We start from the raw sequence: 17,940 nt of genomic DNA, 5'->3' as shown, positions 1-17,940 counted from the left end.
ACCGTGTCACGTCCGCTCGCGTTCTGTCGATGAGACGTACCACAAGGATATTAAATGACAGCACGCATGTGGTAGTATAAGGAATTCCGACGCCCGAACAGTCGGTCCTTTCCGGAACGATGGAAGTACAAGAACACGCGACCGAGCACCGGAACGGCATCGAAAAACGCACGGATTGCCGTAGACGGACCGCCGGGTCGTCCAAACTACCTGCCGAGTGGCCGGGTGGAGGCGCTCGCTGACCGACGAGAGAACGATGACGAGTGATACGATCGAAGACGGGCGTCTCGCCGACGCCTCGAACGTGCTGGTACTCGCCCCGCTGACACCGGCGGGTAACAGCGCGTTCCTCGAACTCATAACGGCGACGAGTGCCCCCGCCGAGACGAACGTGGTGGCGATCACCTACACGCAGCCGCCGGACACCTGGATAGAAGACTGGAAGAGCCAGATCGGCGAACTGCCCGGCGCGCTCGCGTTCACCCACGCGAACGGCGCGGAGGTGACCAACGAGATCGAGAGCTCGTCGGTCAGTGACGACACGTCGATAACGGTCTCGAAAGTGGACCCGCGCGAACCGATGGACATCATCGCGCCGGTCACGGAGTCGCTGACCCGCTGGCGGAACAACGACAGACAGACCGTCGTCTCCGTCCAGACGCTCACGCTCCTCCTCGAGTACGTGGACTTCGACACGGCGTTTCGCTATCTCCACATCCTCACCCATCGGGTCCAGAACGACGCCATCGGGTTCTACCAGATGGACCCGGAGGTCCACGACGTAGAGACGATCAACACGCTCAAGCCGCTGTTCGACGCGGTCGTCGAGTTCGAAGACGGCGAGTGGCGCGTCGCCGAGACGTTCGCCGAGAGCGAGCGCGCCTCGACGGACAGTCACGCGCAGCGCCACGACACGTCCGAGACCGAGGCGGAACCCGAATCCGGAGACCAAGGGGTTCTCGGGGCCATCAGCGGCGTCCTCGAGCGCTTCTCCGGATTCGGCGGGTCGGGCGACGCGACCGCGTCGACTGCGGACGAACCGACCGAACCGACTGAGGCGACAGAGACGGCCGAGACGAGCGGTCCGGAAACCGCCGCGGAACCGGACACCCCTTCGGAGGCGGTCGACGGGGGCGCGTCGACCGATACCGCCGGCGACGATTCGGCAGGGGCGGAACCCGGACCCGATCCCGGTCCCGAATCCGATTCGGTCTCCGACGCGGACGTCACCGAACCCGAGACGAGCGAGTCGGAGATCGAGCAGATCCCCGACGAGGCGATGATGACCGACGAGGACCTCATCTGCCAGCTGCTCACCAAGTACGGGGGACGGATGAAACAGACCGACGTCACCGAGGAGACGACGTGGTCGAAGTCCACGGTGAGCCGAAAGCTCTCCGCGATGGAGGAGAAGGGGGTCATCACTCGGGTGCAGGTCGGCCGCGGGAACCTCGTCTTCCTCGCGGGCTACGAGCCGGAGTCCGCGAAGTCGCCGTTCCTACAGGAGAAATCCGACTGAGACCGATACTATGAATATGACACAACCACTACGGCAGGACCAGTACGCCACCGTCCGACGACGACGTGGTACGCAACCGACGAGTTGCGGCGCGCACCGCGCGACTGGGGCCGAAGACTACTGACACATGCCGGAGCAAGCGACTGTCCTGATTGTCGACGACGAGCAGCCGATTACGGACGGCTACGCTCAGTGGATCTCCGAGGAGTACGCCGTCAAGACGGCCTACAGCGGTACGGAAGCGCTCGACAAACTCGACGAAGAAGTCGACATCGTTCTGCTGGACAGACGAATGCCGGACATCTCCGGCGAGGAAGTGCTCGAGGTCCTCAACGAACGCGGCCTCGACTGTCGCGTCGTGTTGGTCTCTGCGGTCGAACCCGACTTCGACATTCTGGAACTGGGATTCGACGCCTATCTCGAGAAGCCGGTCTCCGAACCGGAGGAGCTCCGGGACGCCGTCGAGACGTGTCTCCGCCGCTCGGAGTACGACAACCAGATGCAGGAGTTCCTCTCGCTGGCGTCGAAGAAGGCGGCGCTGGAATCGAAGAAGAGCAACGCCGAACTCGACAACAGCGAGGAGTACGACACGCTCCAGCGTGAACTGCTGCGGCTTCGCGCCGAGCTGTCGGATACGACCGGTGCGCTCGACGATCAGGACCTGCGGGCCGAGTTTCAGAACGGCCGGAAGTGAGCCGCCGTCCCGGATTTCGGTCCCCCGATACGGCTCTGTCGGGTCGACGCTCGCACGTGAAAGCGAGATGACCGACTGTTCTCCCGCCGCGTCTCGACCGGTATCTCCGTCGGCGAAGCGCTGAACGGCGGTTTCGTCCGCAGCACGACGAACGCTCGATCGTCTATCTCTCCGACGAGACCGAAGCGGCGGTTCTCGCTCGCGTCGCGGCGATAAACTCCCGGCTCGGGCGATGACGGAACTGGGGCACTCGTGGTCCGCGTCGTCGAGCGCTCCATACGCTGATTCGCGATCTCGGGGACCGCGGCGTTACGACGGCCCTATCGAGGAGACCGAACCGGACAGCGGGCCGTTCCAGGTGAGCGAAGCCGGAATCAGTTACCTGATGGACAATATTTTTTCTCCGGCACGTGGAGTTACGGGGTGAGACGGAAGGCCATCGGCGTCCGAGGCGGAGGACGTGACCGAACGCGAGATGGCATCTACCGATGACGACCGAGAAGAACGCTGCCGATCGAACGACGTCGACGGAGAGCGACCGCGTCCTCTTGCTCATCGGCCACGAGCAGAACCGCGAGCTACTCGTGGACTTGCTCGCCGCGTCGTACGACGTCGTCGTCGGCGAGGGGGGTACAGACGTCGAAGAGCCCTTCGACCTCTGTATCGTCGACGAGACGCTCTTCTCCCGGTGTCGAGACCGGCTGGAAGACAGAAAAGACGACGAGAGGACCACGTTTCTGCCGTACCTGTTGGTGAGTTCCGAGGAGTCGTCGGTTCGCAACCCGATGACGTGGCAGTACGTGGACGAAGTCGTCACGACGCCGGTCGCGAAGGCGGTTCTGACGGCGCGTATCGACGGACTGCTCGAACGGCGACAGCTCTCGGTGGCGCTGGCACGCGAGAAAGAGCAGAGCGAACAGCGCTTTCGGACGCTCTTCGAGACGGGGCCGGACCCGGTCTTCGTGCTGGATTCCGGAGGCCACATTCGGGCGGTCAACGAGGCGTTTCGGACGCTGACACGCCTGGAATCGGGGGATGTTACCGGAAAGCGATTCGAGGAGATCGACGCGTTTCCCCCGGAGACGGCGGCGACGCTGACGGAGCCACACGACGGGAATCCGGTGACCGTGAGCTACGTCACGCCGGACGGCGAGACGCGGTACGCGGAGGTGAACACGGCGTACACGCCGGAAAACAGGGAACCAGGCGAGATAATCGGCGTGTTGCGAGACGTCACCGAGCGACGCCGTCACGAGCGCCAGCTCGAACGGCAGAACCGGCGGCTCGACGAGTTCGCGTCGATGTTGGCGCACGAACTGCGGAACCCGCTGGGTATCGCACAGATGTATCTCGGAATGGCGAAACGAGGGGAGAAGGCGGCCTTCGACCAGATAACCGACGCGCTCGACAGGATGGAGACGATGATCGACACGCTGCTCGACCTGGCGCGGCGCGGCGAGGCCGTCGACGACACGAAACAGATCAACCTCGGTGCCGTCGCCGAGGAAGCGTGGAGGGCCGTCGAGACGACCAACGCGACGCTGAACTGCGCGGGCGGTGAATCCCTCGTCGCGGACGCCGACCGGTTGGGCGTCGTCTTCGAGAACCTCTTCCAGAACGCCGTCGAACACGGGGGACCGGAGGTGGTGGTGGAGGTGGATAGCTACGACGACGGTTTCTACGTCGCGGACGACGGACCGGGGATCGACGCCGACCAGCAGGAGATAATCTTCGAGCGGGGATACAGCGCGGCCGACGACCGCGTCGGTATCGGGCTGACCATCGTGCGGCGGATCAGTGAGGCCCACGGGTGGCGGGTGGAGGTCGGTGAGAGCGACACCGGTGGTGCACGGTTCGACATCAGCGGCGTCGAGTTCCGCTGAGGCGATGTCGAGACGGCCGGTCAGATACCGGTAGCGGCTTTTTTCTCGCACCTCGGTAATCGGTTCGTTATCGTCTCAATAGCCACGAGAACCGCTATCACGCCACTCTCGGGGAGATGACCTATCGCTGCGTAGGCCTCCTAGCCGGATGTGACCAACACTCACGAAATAGGCCGTACTCCCGCCGACTAGCGCGATAAACTGACCATTTCAGTAAAGTTTTCTAACCATTTCACGACAGTCGAGCGACTATTTCATGACAGCCTACTAATTGTTCGTGAGGGTGTACGGAGCGTTTATCGTTTCTGCCAACAGTAGGACTAGATGGCTAAAACGCCGAATTTCGGGGCTAGTGAAGCTTACTGAACGAGTGAAACAGTTACGAAGCGTCCGAAACTATCCGCATCAACGGCGGGACTAGTTATGAGGATGTTTATCGGCTGAAATAGTACGTTTCCCCGGAAGGAATCCTCTGGTGGCCGGTTTCCGCGACCACCCGCGTCGAAACCGTCTGCAACCGCTGAGACGGATTTAGGTCCTTATTACCCCGTACTCTGTAAGACTGGGTAGAGCAATGAGCACGATGCAGAACCCTACCGAGCAGTCCGAGCTCGAAGACGAACTCGCCGAGACCGACGACGCCACGCGTGTGCGTGATCTGGCTAAGGACGATATCTTCCACCTCCTGCAGAACCGCCGTCGCCGCGACGCGCTCCGCTATCTCGAGGGGGAAGACGAGGAAGTCCGCATGCGCGACCTCGCGGAGCAGGTGGCCGCGTGGGAGCACGACACGACGGTACAGGCGCTGACCAGCGACGAGCGCCAGCGGGTCTACATCGCGCTGTACCAGTCCCACCTGCCGAAGCTCGACGACGAGGGCGTCATCGAGTACAACCAGAGCCGCGGGATCGTCAAGCGCACGGCCGTCGCCGACCAGCTCTCGCCGTACCTCGACGCCGACGAGGACGACGCCGACGAGTCGGCCGAGGAGCCGGACGGGTCCAACGCGCCCTACTACAGCGGGGCGCTCGGCCTGAGCACCCTCGTGGTCGGGAGCGCGGCCGCGGGGCTGGCGCTGCCGACGATGCTCGCGGTCACGGTCGTCGGGCTCGTCGCACTCACGCTGTTCACGATGGTCACCAACGGCGTTCTGGCGTAGAGGCGCAGTTCGTCCTGCCCGGTATGCGGATGCCCCACCGCGGGCCGCGGTGGCCGGCATCCCCTCGTGCTCTTCTCACGTAGCACCGACAGGTGACGCGTCGAGCGACAGTCGAGTCTCGAACGAGACGTTTAGACGACCGCTCTCACGGAGCGATAGCGAGGCCTCTACGAGTCGATCGAGGCACGGCGGTCACGCGGCGGTCTCGCATCGCTCCGAGAACGACTGACCGGAGTCGAGGTATTCGAAGTCGCACGGAGGTCGCTGGCGGTCCCGTCTCGGATGTTTTCAACCCCCCACTCAGGGGTCGTCGCAGTACGACGCGTCGGATACTCGGTCTCGTCTGTCGTCGGGTCGCGCTCGTCGGTTCGCTGTGCGCTCGGCGTTCCGGTCTTCTGAGGTGTCAAGGCGAGAGCGGTCTGCCCGTCTCGGACGTGGAAAGGGTCACCGCTTCGCTCGAATCACTTCGTCGGGGGCGACCGAGTGGTCGAGCGTGGCGTCGAGCCAACTCGCGACGTCGTTGATGCGGAGCTTCGTCCGCGGAGCGAGTTCGTGGATGGACTCGGTCTCGGGGAACAGCTGCTGGTCCATGTTGTTGTTGGCGTAGATCTGGTCGCGGTCCGGCCACGCCGTATCGAACGCGTCGACGACGGGAAGCTTCCGTCGCAGGAACTTCTCTACCTGGTTGACCCGATAGGAGTCGTGGGGGCGGTCGGGCGGTCGGTGGTGGAGGATATCGTCGTCTATCTGCTTGAGCGCGTCGAGGAACACCTGGTCGTTGCGGTGCTCCGGTGGCGTCATCAGGTGCCACTCGACCAACTCCGCGTCGGCGGCGATGAAACTCTCGATGTAGTTGTCGGCCAGGTGCGCTCGGAACGGCAGGGTCGGTTTCAGCTTGACCCCCAGTAAATCGATGGCGTTGTACACCGAGTCCGCTCGGTCGAGGCACTTCTCGAAGGCCGGCCGTATCGTCTCCTCGGCGAACTGCCGCCCGGCCGCTTCGTCGAGCATCTCCCAATCCCGTTCGCGGACGTCTGGGTCCGGGAAGCAACCCAACAGGTCGCAGTAGTGGCTGGCCACGTCCGGGTCCGGTTCGAGTCGATTGCGCGGGAACGTGAGCCCGAACATCTCGAACCCGTCCCGAGGGAGGAAATACCCGCGGAACATCGTATCGAAAAACAGCCCGTGGTAGATGCTATCGGCCCGTATCTCGGGGTCGTTGCCGCGGTGGTGGATGTGGACTGACTCGCGTAGCCCCTGCGTGTACTGGACCACGTCGTACAGCGTCTGGAGATAGCTGGCGTCCACTTCCAAGATGTCGTGCTCGGCGTCGTACTGATCGGCGAGCAGGCGGGCGACCTGTACCTCGTCGGCGTCCGTAGAACCGATGGAGTAACAGCGGTCGATGTCGTCGATCTGCGAGAGGATTATCCGGGAGTCGTATCCGGCGCTCAATAAGAGGCCGTTCTGGCCGGGGAGGCCGCTCCGTCGCTCGAGCGCGCGCTCCATGCGTTCGGCCAGTTCGCTCGCGTAATCGAACTCCGCGGGCCGGTAGACGAACCGGCGCAACTCCCCGGTCCCGTCGGGGCCCAGAAACCCGTCGAAGGGCACCCGCCTCAGATCCTCGACCGCGGTTCGGTCGGTGAAGACGTTCCCGAAGTGCGTGAACTCGCGTATCGCGCCCCGGTCCGGCGAGGCGTCGTCGATGGTGCGGCCGACGTGAGCGGCGTCGCTCCCGAAGACGCGAACGCCCGGAGCGTCGGTGTAGTAACACTCCCAACTGCGGAGCTGGTCGGTGAAGACGCGCGCGGTCCCCGCTCGTTCGATGACTGCTAGGTACGATCCGTTGACCAGGCCGAGGGCGTCCGCCCCCCGGTCGCCGAACGCGTCGTAGAGGTGTTTCGCCGTCGACGTGCTCCCGGCGTCGTCGATGAACGCCTCGCCCCAGAGGACGCAGAGACCGTCCTCGTCGTCGTAGACCTGCGTCCGGCCGGGGAGTCCGAGAGCGACGTCGCTGACGCCGACAGTCACCTCTCTCCCTTCCAACACGCGGTCGTACTTCGCCGGAGCGGCGAACTGCTCGAACGCCTCGCGGTCGCCGAATACTCCGAATACCTCGGTGTTCATCAGTGGGAAGATATTTCGGGAGACACGCTATCGGACTGTGACGCTCTTTGCGAGGTTGCGGGGCTTGTCGATGGGCCGTTCGAGCTGTCTGGCCGTGTAGTACGACACCAACTGCAGCTGAATGTTCGCGAGCAGGCTGGTGAGGTCCGGATGCGTGTCCGGGATCGTCAGCCGCTCGTCGGCCACGTCGTCTACGTTTACGGATTCGGGGGCGACCGTAACGATGTTCGCTCCGCGGGCACGCGCTTCCTCGGCGTTGCTCCGAGTCTGAGTAGAGGGACCGGACCCGAGGAGGGTGAAGATGGTCGTCTCGGGGGTGACCAGCGCCAGCGGGCCGTGTTTGAGGCCGCCCGACGGGAAGCCCTCGGCGTGTTCGTAGGTGATCTCCTTGAACTTCAGCGCGCCTTCGAGGGCGACGGAGTAGTTCAGTTCGTGGCCGATGAAGAAGAACGCCTCCTTATCGAGGTGGTGACGGCTGAGTCGCTCGGCCTCCGTGGTGTCGAGGAGGCGCTGGATGTCCTCGGGGAGGCGTTCGAGCGCGGCGAGGAACTCCTCGCGGTCCTCCCGCGGCGTCCCCTGCGGGAGGTCGTCCGCGAAGTGTTCGGCCAGCAGGCTCAGCGTGACCGCTTGCGAGGAGAAGGTCTTGGTGGCGGCGACGCCGATCTCCGGGCCGGCGCGGATGTACACCGGCGTCTCGACCTCGCGTGCGACCGTCGAGCCGATGACGTTGGTCACCGCGAGCGTCTGTGCGCCCTTCTTCTCGGCGCGGCGAATCGCGGTGAGCGTGTCGGCGGTCTCGCCGCTCTGTGTCACCGCGATCGTCAGCGTGTCGCCGTCGACGGGGATGGTATCGGTGTACTCGTTGGCCCGGTGGGCCGTCGCGGGGATGCCGCGGCGGTTCATCAGGTTACTGCCGAACATCGCCGCGTGGTAGGAGGTCCCACAGGCGACGAGGTGGACCTGTTCGACGCCCTCCAGATCGCCTTCCTCGAGGGCATCGAGGGTGACCTCGCCCGCTTCGGGATCGACCCGACCCTGGATCGTCTTGCGGAGCGACTCGGGCTGGCTGTCGATCTCCTTGAGCATGAAGTGGTCGTACGCGCCCTTGCCCGTCTCCTCGGGGTCCCACTCGACGGTCTCGATATCGCGGGAGACCTCCTCGCCGTTGGCGTCGGTGATGGTCGCGCCCTCGGCGCTGACCTCGGCGACGTCGCCGTCTTCGAGGTAGCTGACCTGATTGGTGAACTCCAGGAACGCCGGGACGTCGCTGGCGAGATAGTACTCGCCGTTCTGCTGGCCGAGGACGAGCGGGGAGTCCTGTCGCGTCGCCAGCAGCTTCTCGTGGCCCTCGACGAGCGCGACCGTCGCGTAGCTCCCTTCGAGCGAGTCGATCGTGCGCTCGAACGCCTCACGCGCGTCCGCGCCCTCGTCCATGTACCCCTCGATGAGATGCGGGATGACCTCGGTGTCCGTGTCGCTCTCGAACTCGTGCCCACGCGCGCGCAGGTCGCTCTTCAGCTCCTCGTAGTTCTCGATGATGCCGTTGTGGACGACGGCGACCCGCTCGGACTCGGCCGTGTGCGGGTGCGCGTTCTCGTCCGTGGGCGGGCCGTGCGTGCTCCAGCGGGTGTGACCGATACCGATCTCGCCGTCGGGGAGGTTCTGGACGATCGTGTTCTTCAGGTCGCTGATCTGTCCCGACTGCTTGTATATCGAGACGCCGTGGCCGTTCTTGACGGCGATCCCGGCGGAGTCGTAGCCGCGGTACTCGAGGTTCTCGAGGCCGGTGATCAGCCGGTCCACCGCGTCGTTCGTGCCGACGCAGGCGATGATCCCACACATCTCAGTACGCCTCCGAGCGGGCGGCGGGGCTCGACGGAGTGATTCGCGTTGGTGCGGTTCGGGGCCGGTCAGACGAAGGGCGAATAGTACTCATCATGATTGCGTGAGTCTACGGTTCTCTCGCTTCTACCGTACACCGGGATGGGGCATTACTATCTGCTCGTTAAGGACTCGGGTGACGTAATTCCGACAGAAGCACAACAGTACCCCCATCGTTTCGGTTGTTTCGGCTTAATCACCCGAGCGACGGTCGGTTTCCGGGTCTTTGCTTATCACCTCCGTTTGTGGCGCTTATCAGGTGTGTAATTCCGTTTCGACGCCCCGCCGTCCGGAGGTTGATCCCCTGAGCACGGCCCCGCGGTCTCGATGGCAAGGGTTGTCACAAGAACGAGAGATAGAGCGGCGTGTACGGCGCGACACGGTCGGAACGCTCGATCGGGCTATCGACCGACCCGCGGAATATCCACGCTTCGCGTGAGCGCGCGCGAACTGACAGTTCACTCCGTTCAGCGCCGTTCATCGCTTCCCGGTCGCCGCCGCGCCGGTCCGAATCGAGCGGCCGACGACGCTCGCGCTATCCGCGATGCTTGAGGACGATGATGTTCTCGCGGCCGTCCTTGTCCTTCCGGATGATGTCCCGGTCGGCCATCCGCGAGAGGAGGCGGCTCACTTTCGCCTTCGACCACTCGGTCTGCTCGACGATCTCCGACTGCTTCATGTAGCCGTCGTTCTCGGCGAGCAGCTGCTCGACGCGGTCGGCGTCGGTCAGCGGCTTCCAGGGCTCCTGGTCGTCGTCCGAACCGTCGGAGTCGCCGCCACCGAAGAGGCGTTCGCGGACGCGGATGAGCGAGAGGAGGACGAGCGCGAGGAGCCCGCCGCTCGCGAGCAACACGACGGAGGGGTTCGAGACGGGCGAGAACACGTTCGTACTGGTGAAGCGAGCGTCGAGCGCCTCTTGCGTCTCGGTCTTCGCCGACCCCGTCGCGGCCGCGAGGCTCGCGACTACGGACTCACAGGGGAGCCCGTCGGCGGCTTCGACGGCGTGGGATTGAGCGTGTCGAGTGTCGGTCGGCTGGTCGACCGGTGCTGCGCTCACCGTGCCGACGCAGCCCGAGAGGCCGACGCCGAAGACCAGCACGCCGACGACGGCCGCCATCGGCACTCCCAGTCTCGGCCCAGCGATGCGGGCGTCTGCCCACATAGCGTCATCGCGCTCCCGGGGCACGGAGGCCCCCCGAAAGTGCGCTGCCGGCTCTCGTCTCACGTGCGGTTTGGGATGGAAGCACTGTCAGTCACTGTTCACACAGTGGGCCCTTTGTGGGATAGTTTCTCTCCCGTTAAACTCGGACGCAGACGGCTGATGTGATTGATAAACGTACAGTTCTCGATCCGGTCAGAACGACTCGTCGGCTTACGTCCACGCGGACGCGACGGAGGTCAGTGCGAACAGCGCGGTGACGACGACGGCCGTCTGCAGGCCTGAGAGCAGCGTCGAGGGGATCGCCTGGGACCAGACGCCGGCGGTCAGGAGGAGGCTCACCGTCGTCACGCCCATGAACGCGGCGTGCTGGCTGACGCCCGCGGGCGCGTCCGCGTCGTCTTCGGCGTCGTCGTCCACGTCGGCGGCCTCGGGCTCGTCCGCGTCGTCGATGGAGACCGTGTCGTCCGAGCGCGCGGCCACTTCCGGCGAGTCCACGTACTTGCTCACGCTGTCGAGCAGCGCCGTCGCCTCGACGACCCCGCGGCTCTGATTGTACTCGATGAGACCGATGTCGTCGAGCTTCGGCAGGTGGGACTGGTACAGCGCGATGTAGACCCGCTGGCGCTCGTCGGACATGAGCTGGCGGACGGTGGTGTCGTGTTCCCACGCGGCCACCTGCTCCGCGATCGTCCGCATCTCGAAGGGACCGTCGTTGTGGATGATGTACGCGAGGACGCGACGCCGCCGCTCGTTCTGGAGGACGTGAAAGAGGTCGTCTTTCGAGATCGCCGTGGGCGCGTCGTCCCCGTCGTCCGCAGTGTCTGTCTCGCTCTGGGTCGAAACGTCGTCGGTCTGCTCTGCGGTTACAGCCATTGGTGTTCTATTCATCCGATTACCCCGGGCATAGATAAAGGGGGGAAGCCATTGCAATCGATTTCAAACGGTTTCCAATCGTTGCACAACTGTTCTATTCATCCCTGCACCTTACGGGTTTGATTATACCGTATCGATCACGCAGTCTAAAGCGCGGTCGTGAGGCGTCCAGACCGGTGGATAGGCCATTAAACGACCCACAATATGAGTCGTTTGGTACGTATCTGGACGTTCCGTTGACAGGTCTGGGTGACCGGTGAACGTTCGCTGGTGGGAGTCGACTATCGGGCAGAACTGGTGATTCAGGGGGTCGAACGCGAGTCCGTCGGTCGGCGCGCGATTAGAGGTGGTCGTAGATGAAGCCGGCCTCGGTCGCGTCGGCCTCGTCTACGTCCGCCATCACGTCGATGAGCACCGGATCGTCGTTGAGCGCGCCCGCGACCTTCGAGAGGTCGAAGCGGTCGAACTCGTCGTGGGGCGTCGCCAGGAAGACGGCGTCGAAGCCCTCGAAGTCCGGCGTGTCCTGAATGGGGATCCCGAAGTGCTCGGCCATCGCGTCGTCCTGGGCGTGGGGGTCGTACCCCTCGACGTCGATGCCGTAGGTCTCCAGTTCGGTGATGACCTCGTCCACCTCGGAGGTGCGGATGTCGCCGACGTTCGGCTTATAGGAGAGCCCGAGGACGAGCACCGAGGAGTCCTTGAGGACCTTCCCGGCCTCGTTGAGCCCGCGCATCGTGAGCTCGGCGGCGTGTTTCGGCATGTACTCGTTGACCTCGCGGCCCTGCAGGATGAGACTCGGCGTGTAGCCCGCGCGCTCGGAGCCGTGAGCGAGGTACAGCGGGTCCACCGGGATGCAGTGGCCGCCGACGAGGCCGGGCCGGTAGTCGTGGAAGTTCCACTTCGTCCCGGCGGCGTCTAACACCTCGTGGGTGTCGACGTCCATGTGGTCACAGATGATGGCGAGTTCGTTCATCAGCGCGATGTTGATGTCGCGCTGGACGTTCTCGATCACCTTCGCCGCCTCGGCGGTCTGGATGCTCGGCGCGCGGTAGACGCCCGCGTCGACGACCGTCTCGTAGAGCGTGGCCACGTCCTCGAGCGTCTCGTCGGTGTCGCCGCTGACGATCTTCACGACCTCCTCTAAGGTCTTGCCCCCGTCGCCGGGCGAGAGGCGCTCGGGCGAGTAGCCGAGGTTGAACTCCTCGCCGGCGGTCAGTCCGGACTCCTCCTCGATGATGGGGGCGAGTTCGGACTCGGTCACGCCGGGGTAGACCGTCGATTCGAGGATGACGGTCGTGTCCTCGGAGATGTGTTCGCCGACGGTGCGGGCCGCGCCCTTCACGAAGTCCAAGTTCGGGTTCTGCGTGTTGTCGACGGGCGTCGGCACCGTGAGGATGACGTAGTCAGCGCGCACGATGTTGTCGGGCTGTGCGGTGAAGGAGACGTCGCTCTCGGCGACCCGGTCGTGACCGGCCTCGCCGGTCGGGTCGTTGCCGTCGCTGAGCGTCTCGACGAGTTCGGGGTCGATGTCGAAGCCGGTGACCTCGAACCCCTCGTCGTCGAACGCCAGCGCGAGCGGCATGCCGACGTAGCCGAGTCCGACGACGCATATCTGTTCGCCCTCGGGACGGGCGCTCTGTTCGCCTGTTCTGTGTGAGACTGATTCGCTCATGCTATCTGGTTTCCGCCGCTGAGCTGCTCGGGAAGGGGTTTCTCTTCCGCCGGTGCGCCGATGGCGAGCGTCTCCGCCGGGACGTCGTCGGTGACGATGGCTCCGGCGGCCACGAAGGCGTCCTCGCCGACGGTGACGCCGGGGAGAATCGTCGCGTTCGCCGCGATGGAGGCGCCGTCCTCGATGGTCGGGCCGACGAGTTCGGACTTCTGTCTGATGGGATACTGGTCGTTCGTCAGCACGGCCTTCGGTCCGACGAAGACGTTGTCACCGATGGTCGTGTTCTGCGGTACGTAGACGCCCGTCTGGAGGCTGACGTCGGACCCGATCGTCGTCTCGCCGTCGATGACGGTGTCGGTCCCGACGACGACGTCGTCGCCGATGGTCGTGTTCTCGCGCACGAGGACGTCGTGCCCGGTGATGAGGTTCTCGCCGATCTCGACGTCGGTGTAGATCGTCGTCCCCGAGCGGATGCGGGCGTCGTTGCCGACGACGGTCGGGTCGGCGTCCTCGCTGTGACGGTAGCCGACCGTCGCGCCCTCGTCGATGTCACAGTCGCGGCCCAGGTCTGTCGCAGCCATGCTACACCTCTGTGTCGCCGACGTCGGCTGCGGCCGCGCCGCTGCTGTTGAATCGGCGCAGGAGAAGGCCGACTGTGGCGATGCTCGCGAGGACCACCAGTGTCTTGCTCGATTTCATCGGAATCACGTTTCCCCCTCGGGCCGGTCCGGCCCGTGGGCTATTCCAACGGAGTACCCCTACCGGGTTTATTATAAAGGCGATAAGGGTTATGCGGCGGCAGTCCCGACGAAAACACGCAGTTCAGGCGCTGAAAACGCCGCTTATCTAATTCATAATAATGCGGGTAGCTCGACATAATACGGGACGCATGTCTCAGGACAGCCCCCCCGCCCGAATTGGCCGCCGAACGTTCGTCACCGGTCTCGCGGCCGCCGGTGCCGCGCTCGTCGGCGGAACCGCGGCCAGCGCCACTGCGACCCGGACGGAGAGCGGAAGCGGTCCCGCGGTCGCGTGGGAACGGAACTACAGCGACGAGGCGTACGACGTCCACCTCACCGCGGCGACCCAGACGGCCGACGGCGGCTACGCCCTCGCCGGCACCGGCGCGCCGGCCGGGAGCGACGGGGCGCAGTACGGGATAGTCAAGGCGGCCGCCGACGGCTCGACCGAGTGGGTCGCGTTCGTCGACGACGGCGATCCGGAGACGAACGACGTCTCCCTCTGCGATATCGTCCAGACCGCGGACGGCGGCGTCGTCGTCGTCGGATACGCGACGAATCCGACTAACGGCGGCGACGATCTGGTCGGCGGTAAGGTCGCCGAAGCGGCGAAGGTGACCGCGAGCGGCGACGTGGCGTGGGTCGTCCAGCACGACGCCTTCGAGGACGACGAGAGCGCCGACCTCGACGCGGGCAACAGCGACGACTCGCTGTTCCTGACGGCGACGGCGACCGACGACGGCGGCTTCCTCGCCGGGGGTACCTTCGAAGGCAGCGCGTGGCTCGCCAAGCTCGACGGCTCGGGGAGCATCGCGTGGGAACAGAACTACGACGGCTTCAGCGTCGAGTGGGTCCGGCCGCGAGACGGCGGCTACCACGCGGCGGTCGATGCGGACGACACCTGTGCCGGACTGGTGCTCGATTCCGCCGGCGAGGTTCAGCGGCGAGTCACGCTCGGGATCGACTACGGCGCGACCCCGTACAACCACGAGTTCGCGCTGACGAGCGACGGCGGCTACGCCTACACCGGCCGCGACGAGGGCCGCGAGGACATGGTCCTCGGGAAGCTCGACGGTTCCGGCGCGCGTACGTGGCGCGCGGAGTTCGACGGTCCCGCCGGGGATACCGACTTCGGGAAGCACGTCCTCGAAACGGAGGACGGCGGCTACGCCGTGGCCGGCTACATGAGCGTCGACACCGCTGCCGAGTACGCCCCGACGGTCGTCCGCACCGACGGCGACGGGACCGAGCAGTGGCGGTACCTCTTCACGGAGTCCGAGGCCGACGGCGTGGCCGACGTCCTCCAGACCGAGGACGGCGGCTACGCGGTCCTGCTCGCCTCGGGGACGAACACGCTCGTGAAGCTCACCGCCGGCACCGACGCCGAGGAGGAGACGACGCAGGAATCCACGGAGACGGAGACGCAGGAACCGACCGAAACGGCGACGCAGGAATCGACCGAAACGGCGACCGAAGAGCCGACGGAGACGACGCGGGAACCGACGGAAACGCGGACCCAGGAACCGACCGAGACGCGGACTAAAGAATCGACCGACACCGCGACCCAGACGTCGGAATCGACGGCGACGGACGCGCCGACTGACACGTCGGACGGCACGTCCGGGGACGCCTCGACGGAGACGGCGACGCGACGGACCGCCACCGACGCGCCGACCGAGTCCGGGAGCGACGACGATTCGTTCCGCTGTATGCTGTAGGCCGTCGCACTCTTCCTTCGGCACCGAACCGGGTCACTTTTCGATGGTGTCGCTACCGAACGACCGGCGACTCGTCTCTTCGAGCCGGACACCTCCGCTTGCGAGTCTTCGTCCGAGAGACGGTTCTCGGAGCGTCACAGCGTAGAAAACGAGGGGAATCGACCACGAACCGAGGCGGCGTCGGGACGACGCCGCCGGGCGAGTGAGCTACTGCGTGGTGGCGGGCTTGCGGGTCTTGCGGGTCGCGTCCTTCGAGAGCTCGTCGATCTCCTTGACGAGTTCGAGGGCGCGCAGGCCGTCTTCGCCGGTGACCGGCGGTTCGGCTCCGGTGCGAACCGACTCGACGAAGGCGTCGAGTTCGTGTTTCAGCGGCTCGCGGTTCTCGACGCTCAGCTGCTCGACGAAGCTCTCGTGGCGGTGGGTGAACTCGCCGTCCTCGCGGATGTACTCGGGGGCCGAGCCGCGGGTGACCTCCAGCGTCTGGTCGATGTAGTCGACGGTCACGCGGCAGGTCTCGGCGGAGATGGTGAGCTTCCGGACCTTCTCCTGGGTGACGCGGCTGGCGGTCAGTTGCCCGACGACGCCGGACTCGAAGGCGAGGTTCGCGCTCGCGTAGCGGGCGTTGCGGTTGCCGACCGCGTCGACCGACTCGACCTCGTCGTCGACGAGCGCCAGCAGGATGTCGATGTCGTGGATCATCAGGTCCATCACGGCCGACTCGTCGATCTCGCGGTCGAGCGGCGGGCCGAGGCGGTGGGCGTCAACGGCGATGACGTCGAGGTCCTCGACGAGGTCCAGCAGGGTGCTGACCGCCGGGTTGAACCGCTCGACGTGGCCGACCTGGATGTTGACGTCGCGCTCGTCGGCGAACTCGATGAGGCGCTCGCCCTCCTCGGCGTCGGAGACGAACGGCTTCTCGACGAGGACGTCGACGCCCGCGTCGATGCACTCGTGGGCGGTGTCGTAGTGGTACTGGGTCGGGACGGCGATGGAGACGGCCTCGGCGGCCGACAGCAGGTCGTCCAGCGAGCGATAGCGCGTGTCGTACTCCTCGGCGACGGCGCGCGCGTTCTCCTCGTCCGCGTCGTAGACGCCGACGAGTTCGGTGGTCGGAAGCTCGCGGTAGACGCGGGCGTGGTTGCGGCCCATGCTTCCGACGCCGATCACGCCGACGGGGGTGGGTGTAGTCGTTGTCATAGTAGCGGCGTTTCAGTGATGGCAGCGGTTATCTGCTCGATGTCGTCGTCGTCGACCTCCGGGTGGACCGGAAGCGAGAGCGCTTCGTCGGCGGCCCGCTCCGAGACCGGTGCCGAGGCGCTGTACTCCTCGTAGGCTCCGAGCTCGTGGATGGGCGTCGGGTAGTACACCGCGCTGCCGACGCCGTGGTCCGAGAGCGTCTCTTTCAGCCCCTCGCGGTCCGGACACCGGACCGTGTACTGGTGGTAGACGTGCCGGCGGTTCTCGGGTTCCGTGGGCGTCTCCACCTGCGTGTCGGAGAGTCGCTCGGTCAGCTTCCGGGCGTTCTCGCGGCGCTTGCGGTTGAACTCCGGGAGCCGTTCGAGCTGGGCGAGGCCGACGGCGGCCTCCATGTTGGTCATCCGGAAGTTGTGGCCGACCTCGACGTGGTCGTAGCCCGAGACCTCGCGGCCGTGGTTGATGAAGCGTTCGGCCGCGTCGGCGACGTCCTGGCGGTCGGTCGTTATCATCCCGCCCTCGCCCGAGGTCATGTTCTTCGTCGGGTAGAAGCTGAAACAGCCGACGTCGCCGATCGCGCCGACGGGCTCGCCGTCGTAGCGCGCGCCGTGTGCCTGACAGGCGTCCTCGACGAGCGCCACGTCGTAGTCGTCGGCGATGTCCCGCAGCGCGTCCATCTCGGCGGGCAGGCCGTAGAGGTGGACCGCCACGATGGCGTCGACCGGGTCGTCGCTCTCGCGGATCTTCTCCTCGACGCTCTCGGGGTCGAGGTTGTACGTCTCGGGGTCGATGTCGGCGAAGACCGGCGTCCCGCCCGCGAACTGGATGGTGTTGGCGGTGGCGACGAACGAGAACGGCGTCGTGATCACGTTCGCGCCCTCGGAGACGCCGACCGCTTCGAGCGCGGCGTGGAGCGCGGCGGTCCCGTTGGTGGCCGCGACGCCGTGGTCGGCCTCGCAGTAGTCGGCGAACTCGGCCTCGAACTCCTCGACGACGTCGCCGGCGGCGAGGTAGCCCGAGTCGAGGACATCGAGGACGCGGTCGCGCTCGGGCTCGCCGATCGTCGGCGACGCGATGGGGATCTCTACCATCCGTCGCTCACCCGTCTCGGCTGGTATCGTTCGGCCGCCCGCGAACGAGGCGCGGACGGGGTCTGCGATTCGGTCGGTCGTTCGTCGCACGGCGCGACAGTCCCTTGCTCACTCGGATGCATGGTCGATTTGGGCGGCCGCTCCGCCGTCTTCAGACTTCTAGTGCACCAGACAGGGCTTTATTATGGGCGAGGTAAGCGCGCTCCCGCCGTTTAGCCCCCGGCCAG

The 17,940-nt window shown here is 65.5% G+C and carries 13 protein-coding genes; 5 read left to right on the top strand and 8 right to left on the bottom strand.

Translation table 11 applies throughout. The features are described from left to right. Window positions 1-256 precede the first annotated feature (256 nt). The 4 genes from GO488_RS13265 (at window position 257) to GO488_RS13250 (ending at window position 5,255) form a co-directional block, all read left to right on the top strand. Complete coding sequence (locus tag GO488_RS13265) at window positions 257-1,519, top strand: DUF7504 family protein (protein ID WP_162318304.1); 1,263 nt, start codon at window positions 257-259, stop codon at window positions 1,517-1,519. A 127-nt stretch (window positions 1,520-1,646) separates the two neighbouring features. After that, window positions 1,647-2,213, top strand: coding sequence for a HalX domain-containing protein (locus GO488_RS13260; protein WP_162318303.1), 567 nt, complete (start codon window positions 1,647-1,649; stop codon window positions 2,211-2,213). 488 nt (window positions 2,214-2,701) lie between these two features. Further along, window positions 2,702-4,096, top strand: coding sequence for a sensor histidine kinase (locus GO488_RS13255; protein ID WP_162318302.1), 1,395 nt, complete (start codon window positions 2,702-2,704; stop codon window positions 4,094-4,096). Window positions 4,097-4,679: 583 nt separating this feature from the next. Next, the gene (locus GO488_RS13250; protein ID WP_241692942.1) at window positions 4,680-5,255 is read left to right on the top strand and encodes a DUF7344 domain-containing protein; all 576 of its coding nucleotides are present in this window, start codon (window positions 4,680-4,682) and stop codon (window positions 5,253-5,255) included. Between the two features lie 444 nt (window positions 5,256-5,699). Here GO488_RS13250 and GO488_RS13245 read toward each other — a convergent pair whose 3' ends face one another. From GO488_RS13245 to GO488_RS13220, 6 genes are all read right to left on the bottom strand, one after another. Beyond that, window positions 5,700-7,382 carry an asparagine synthase-related protein gene (locus GO488_RS13245; protein ID WP_162318300.1) on the bottom strand — a complete coding sequence of 561 codons (1,683 nt, stop codon included), beginning with the start codon at window positions 7,380-7,382 and terminating at the stop codon, window positions 5,700-5,702. Window positions 7,383-7,409: 27 nt separating this feature from the next. Continuing rightward, window positions 7,410-9,224, bottom strand: coding sequence for a glutamine--fructose-6-phosphate transaminase (isomerizing) (gene glmS, locus GO488_RS13240; protein WP_162318299.1), 1,815 nt, complete (start codon window positions 9,222-9,224; stop codon window positions 7,410-7,412). A 574-nt stretch (window positions 9,225-9,798) separates the two neighbouring features. Continuing rightward, entirely contained in the window at window positions 9,799-10,380 is a 582-nt protein-coding gene (locus GO488_RS20150) for a helix-turn-helix transcriptional regulator (protein WP_338401342.1), read from the bottom strand. A 255-nt stretch (window positions 10,381-10,635) separates the two neighbouring features. Further along, complete coding sequence (locus GO488_RS19845) at window positions 10,636-11,298, bottom strand: DUF7344 domain-containing protein (RefSeq protein ID WP_194242922.1); 663 nt, start codon at window positions 11,296-11,298, stop codon at window positions 10,636-10,638. 340 nt (window positions 11,299-11,638) lie between these two features. Next, entirely contained in the window at window positions 11,639-12,970 is a 1,332-nt protein-coding gene (locus GO488_RS13225) for a nucleotide sugar dehydrogenase (protein ID WP_162318297.1), read from the bottom strand. Next, entirely contained in the window at window positions 12,967-13,551 is a 585-nt protein-coding gene (locus tag GO488_RS13220) for an acyltransferase (protein ID WP_162318296.1), read from the bottom strand. The genes GO488_RS13225 and GO488_RS13220 overlap by 4 nt, the downstream gene beginning before the upstream one ends. Before the next feature lie 308 nt (window positions 13,552-13,859). Between GO488_RS13220 and GO488_RS13215 the strand changes: the two genes are divergently transcribed. Then, a complete protein-coding gene (locus GO488_RS13215; protein ID WP_162318295.1) occupies window positions 13,860-15,428 on the top strand; it encodes a hypothetical protein in 1,569 nt (522 codons plus the stop codon). 207 nt (window positions 15,429-15,635) lie between these two features. Here GO488_RS13215 and GO488_RS13210 read toward each other — a convergent pair whose 3' ends face one another. Together GO488_RS13210 and GO488_RS13205 are read right to left on the bottom strand one after the other, a co-directional pair. Next, a complete protein-coding gene (locus GO488_RS13210; protein WP_162318294.1) occupies window positions 15,636-16,625 on the bottom strand; it encodes a Gfo/Idh/MocA family protein in 990 nt (329 codons plus the stop codon). Next, window positions 16,622-17,713 (bottom strand): DegT/DnrJ/EryC1/StrS family aminotransferase, encoded by a 1,092-nt coding sequence (locus GO488_RS13205; RefSeq protein ID WP_162318649.1) that lies wholly within the window; start codon window positions 17,711-17,713, stop codon window positions 16,622-16,624. The genes GO488_RS13210 and GO488_RS13205 overlap by 4 nt, the downstream gene beginning before the upstream one ends. Window positions 17,714-17,940: the final 227 nt, after the last annotated feature.

The organism is Haloarcula limicola (genome assembly GCF_010119205.1).
Taxonomy (GTDB): Archaea; Halobacteriota; Halobacteria; order Halobacteriales; family Haloarculaceae; genus Haloarcula; species Haloarcula limicola.
Note: the sequence above shows the minus strand (reverse complement) of the source record. Positions and strands in the feature narration are given on the sequence as shown.

What these genes read in the sequence shown, in the direction of transcription:
- GO488_RS13265 (WP_162318304.1), top strand. Translation starts at nt 257, where the DNA reads ATGACGAGTGATACGATCGAAGACGGGCGTCTCGCCGACGCCTCGAAC.
- GO488_RS13260 (WP_162318303.1), top strand. Translation starts at nt 1,647, where the DNA reads ATGCCGGAGCAAGCGACTGTCCTGATTGTCGACGACGAGCAGCCGATT.
- GO488_RS13255 (WP_162318302.1), top strand. Translation starts at nt 2,702, where the DNA reads ATGACGACCGAGAAGAACGCTGCCGATCGAACGACGTCGACGGAGAGC.
- GO488_RS13250 (WP_241692942.1), top strand. Translation starts at nt 4,680, where the DNA reads ATGCAGAACCCTACCGAGCAGTCCGAGCTCGAAGACGAACTCGCCGAG.
- GO488_RS13245 (WP_162318300.1), bottom strand. Translation starts at nt 7,382, where the DNA reads ATGAACACCGAGGTATTCGGAGTATTCGGCGACCGCGAGGCGTTCGAG.
- glmS (WP_162318299.1), bottom strand. Translation starts at nt 9,224, where the DNA reads ATGTGTGGGATCATCGCCTGCGTCGGCACGAACGACGCGGTGGACCGG.
- GO488_RS20150 (WP_338401342.1), bottom strand. Translation starts at nt 10,380, where the DNA reads ATGGCGGCCGTCGTCGGCGTGCTGGTCTTCGGCGTCGGCCTCTCGGGC.
- GO488_RS19845 (WP_194242922.1), bottom strand. Translation starts at nt 11,298, where the DNA reads ATGGCTGTAACCGCAGAGCAGACCGACGACGTTTCGACCCAGAGCGAG.
- GO488_RS13225 (WP_162318297.1), bottom strand. Translation starts at nt 12,970, where the DNA reads ATGAGCGAATCAGTCTCACACAGAACAGGCGAACAGAGCGCCCGTCCC.
- GO488_RS13220 (WP_162318296.1), bottom strand. Translation starts at nt 13,551, where the DNA reads ATGGCTGCGACAGACCTGGGCCGCGACTGTGACATCGACGAGGGCGCG.
- GO488_RS13215 (WP_162318295.1), top strand. Translation starts at nt 13,860, where the DNA reads ATGTCTCAGGACAGCCCCCCCGCCCGAATTGGCCGCCGAACGTTCGTC.
- GO488_RS13210 (WP_162318294.1), bottom strand. Translation starts at nt 16,625, where the DNA reads ATGACAACGACTACACCCACCCCCGTCGGCGTGATCGGCGTCGGAAGC.
- GO488_RS13205 (WP_162318649.1), bottom strand. Translation starts at nt 17,713, where the DNA reads ATGGTAGAGATCCCCATCGCGTCGCCGACGATCGGCGAGCCCGAGCGC.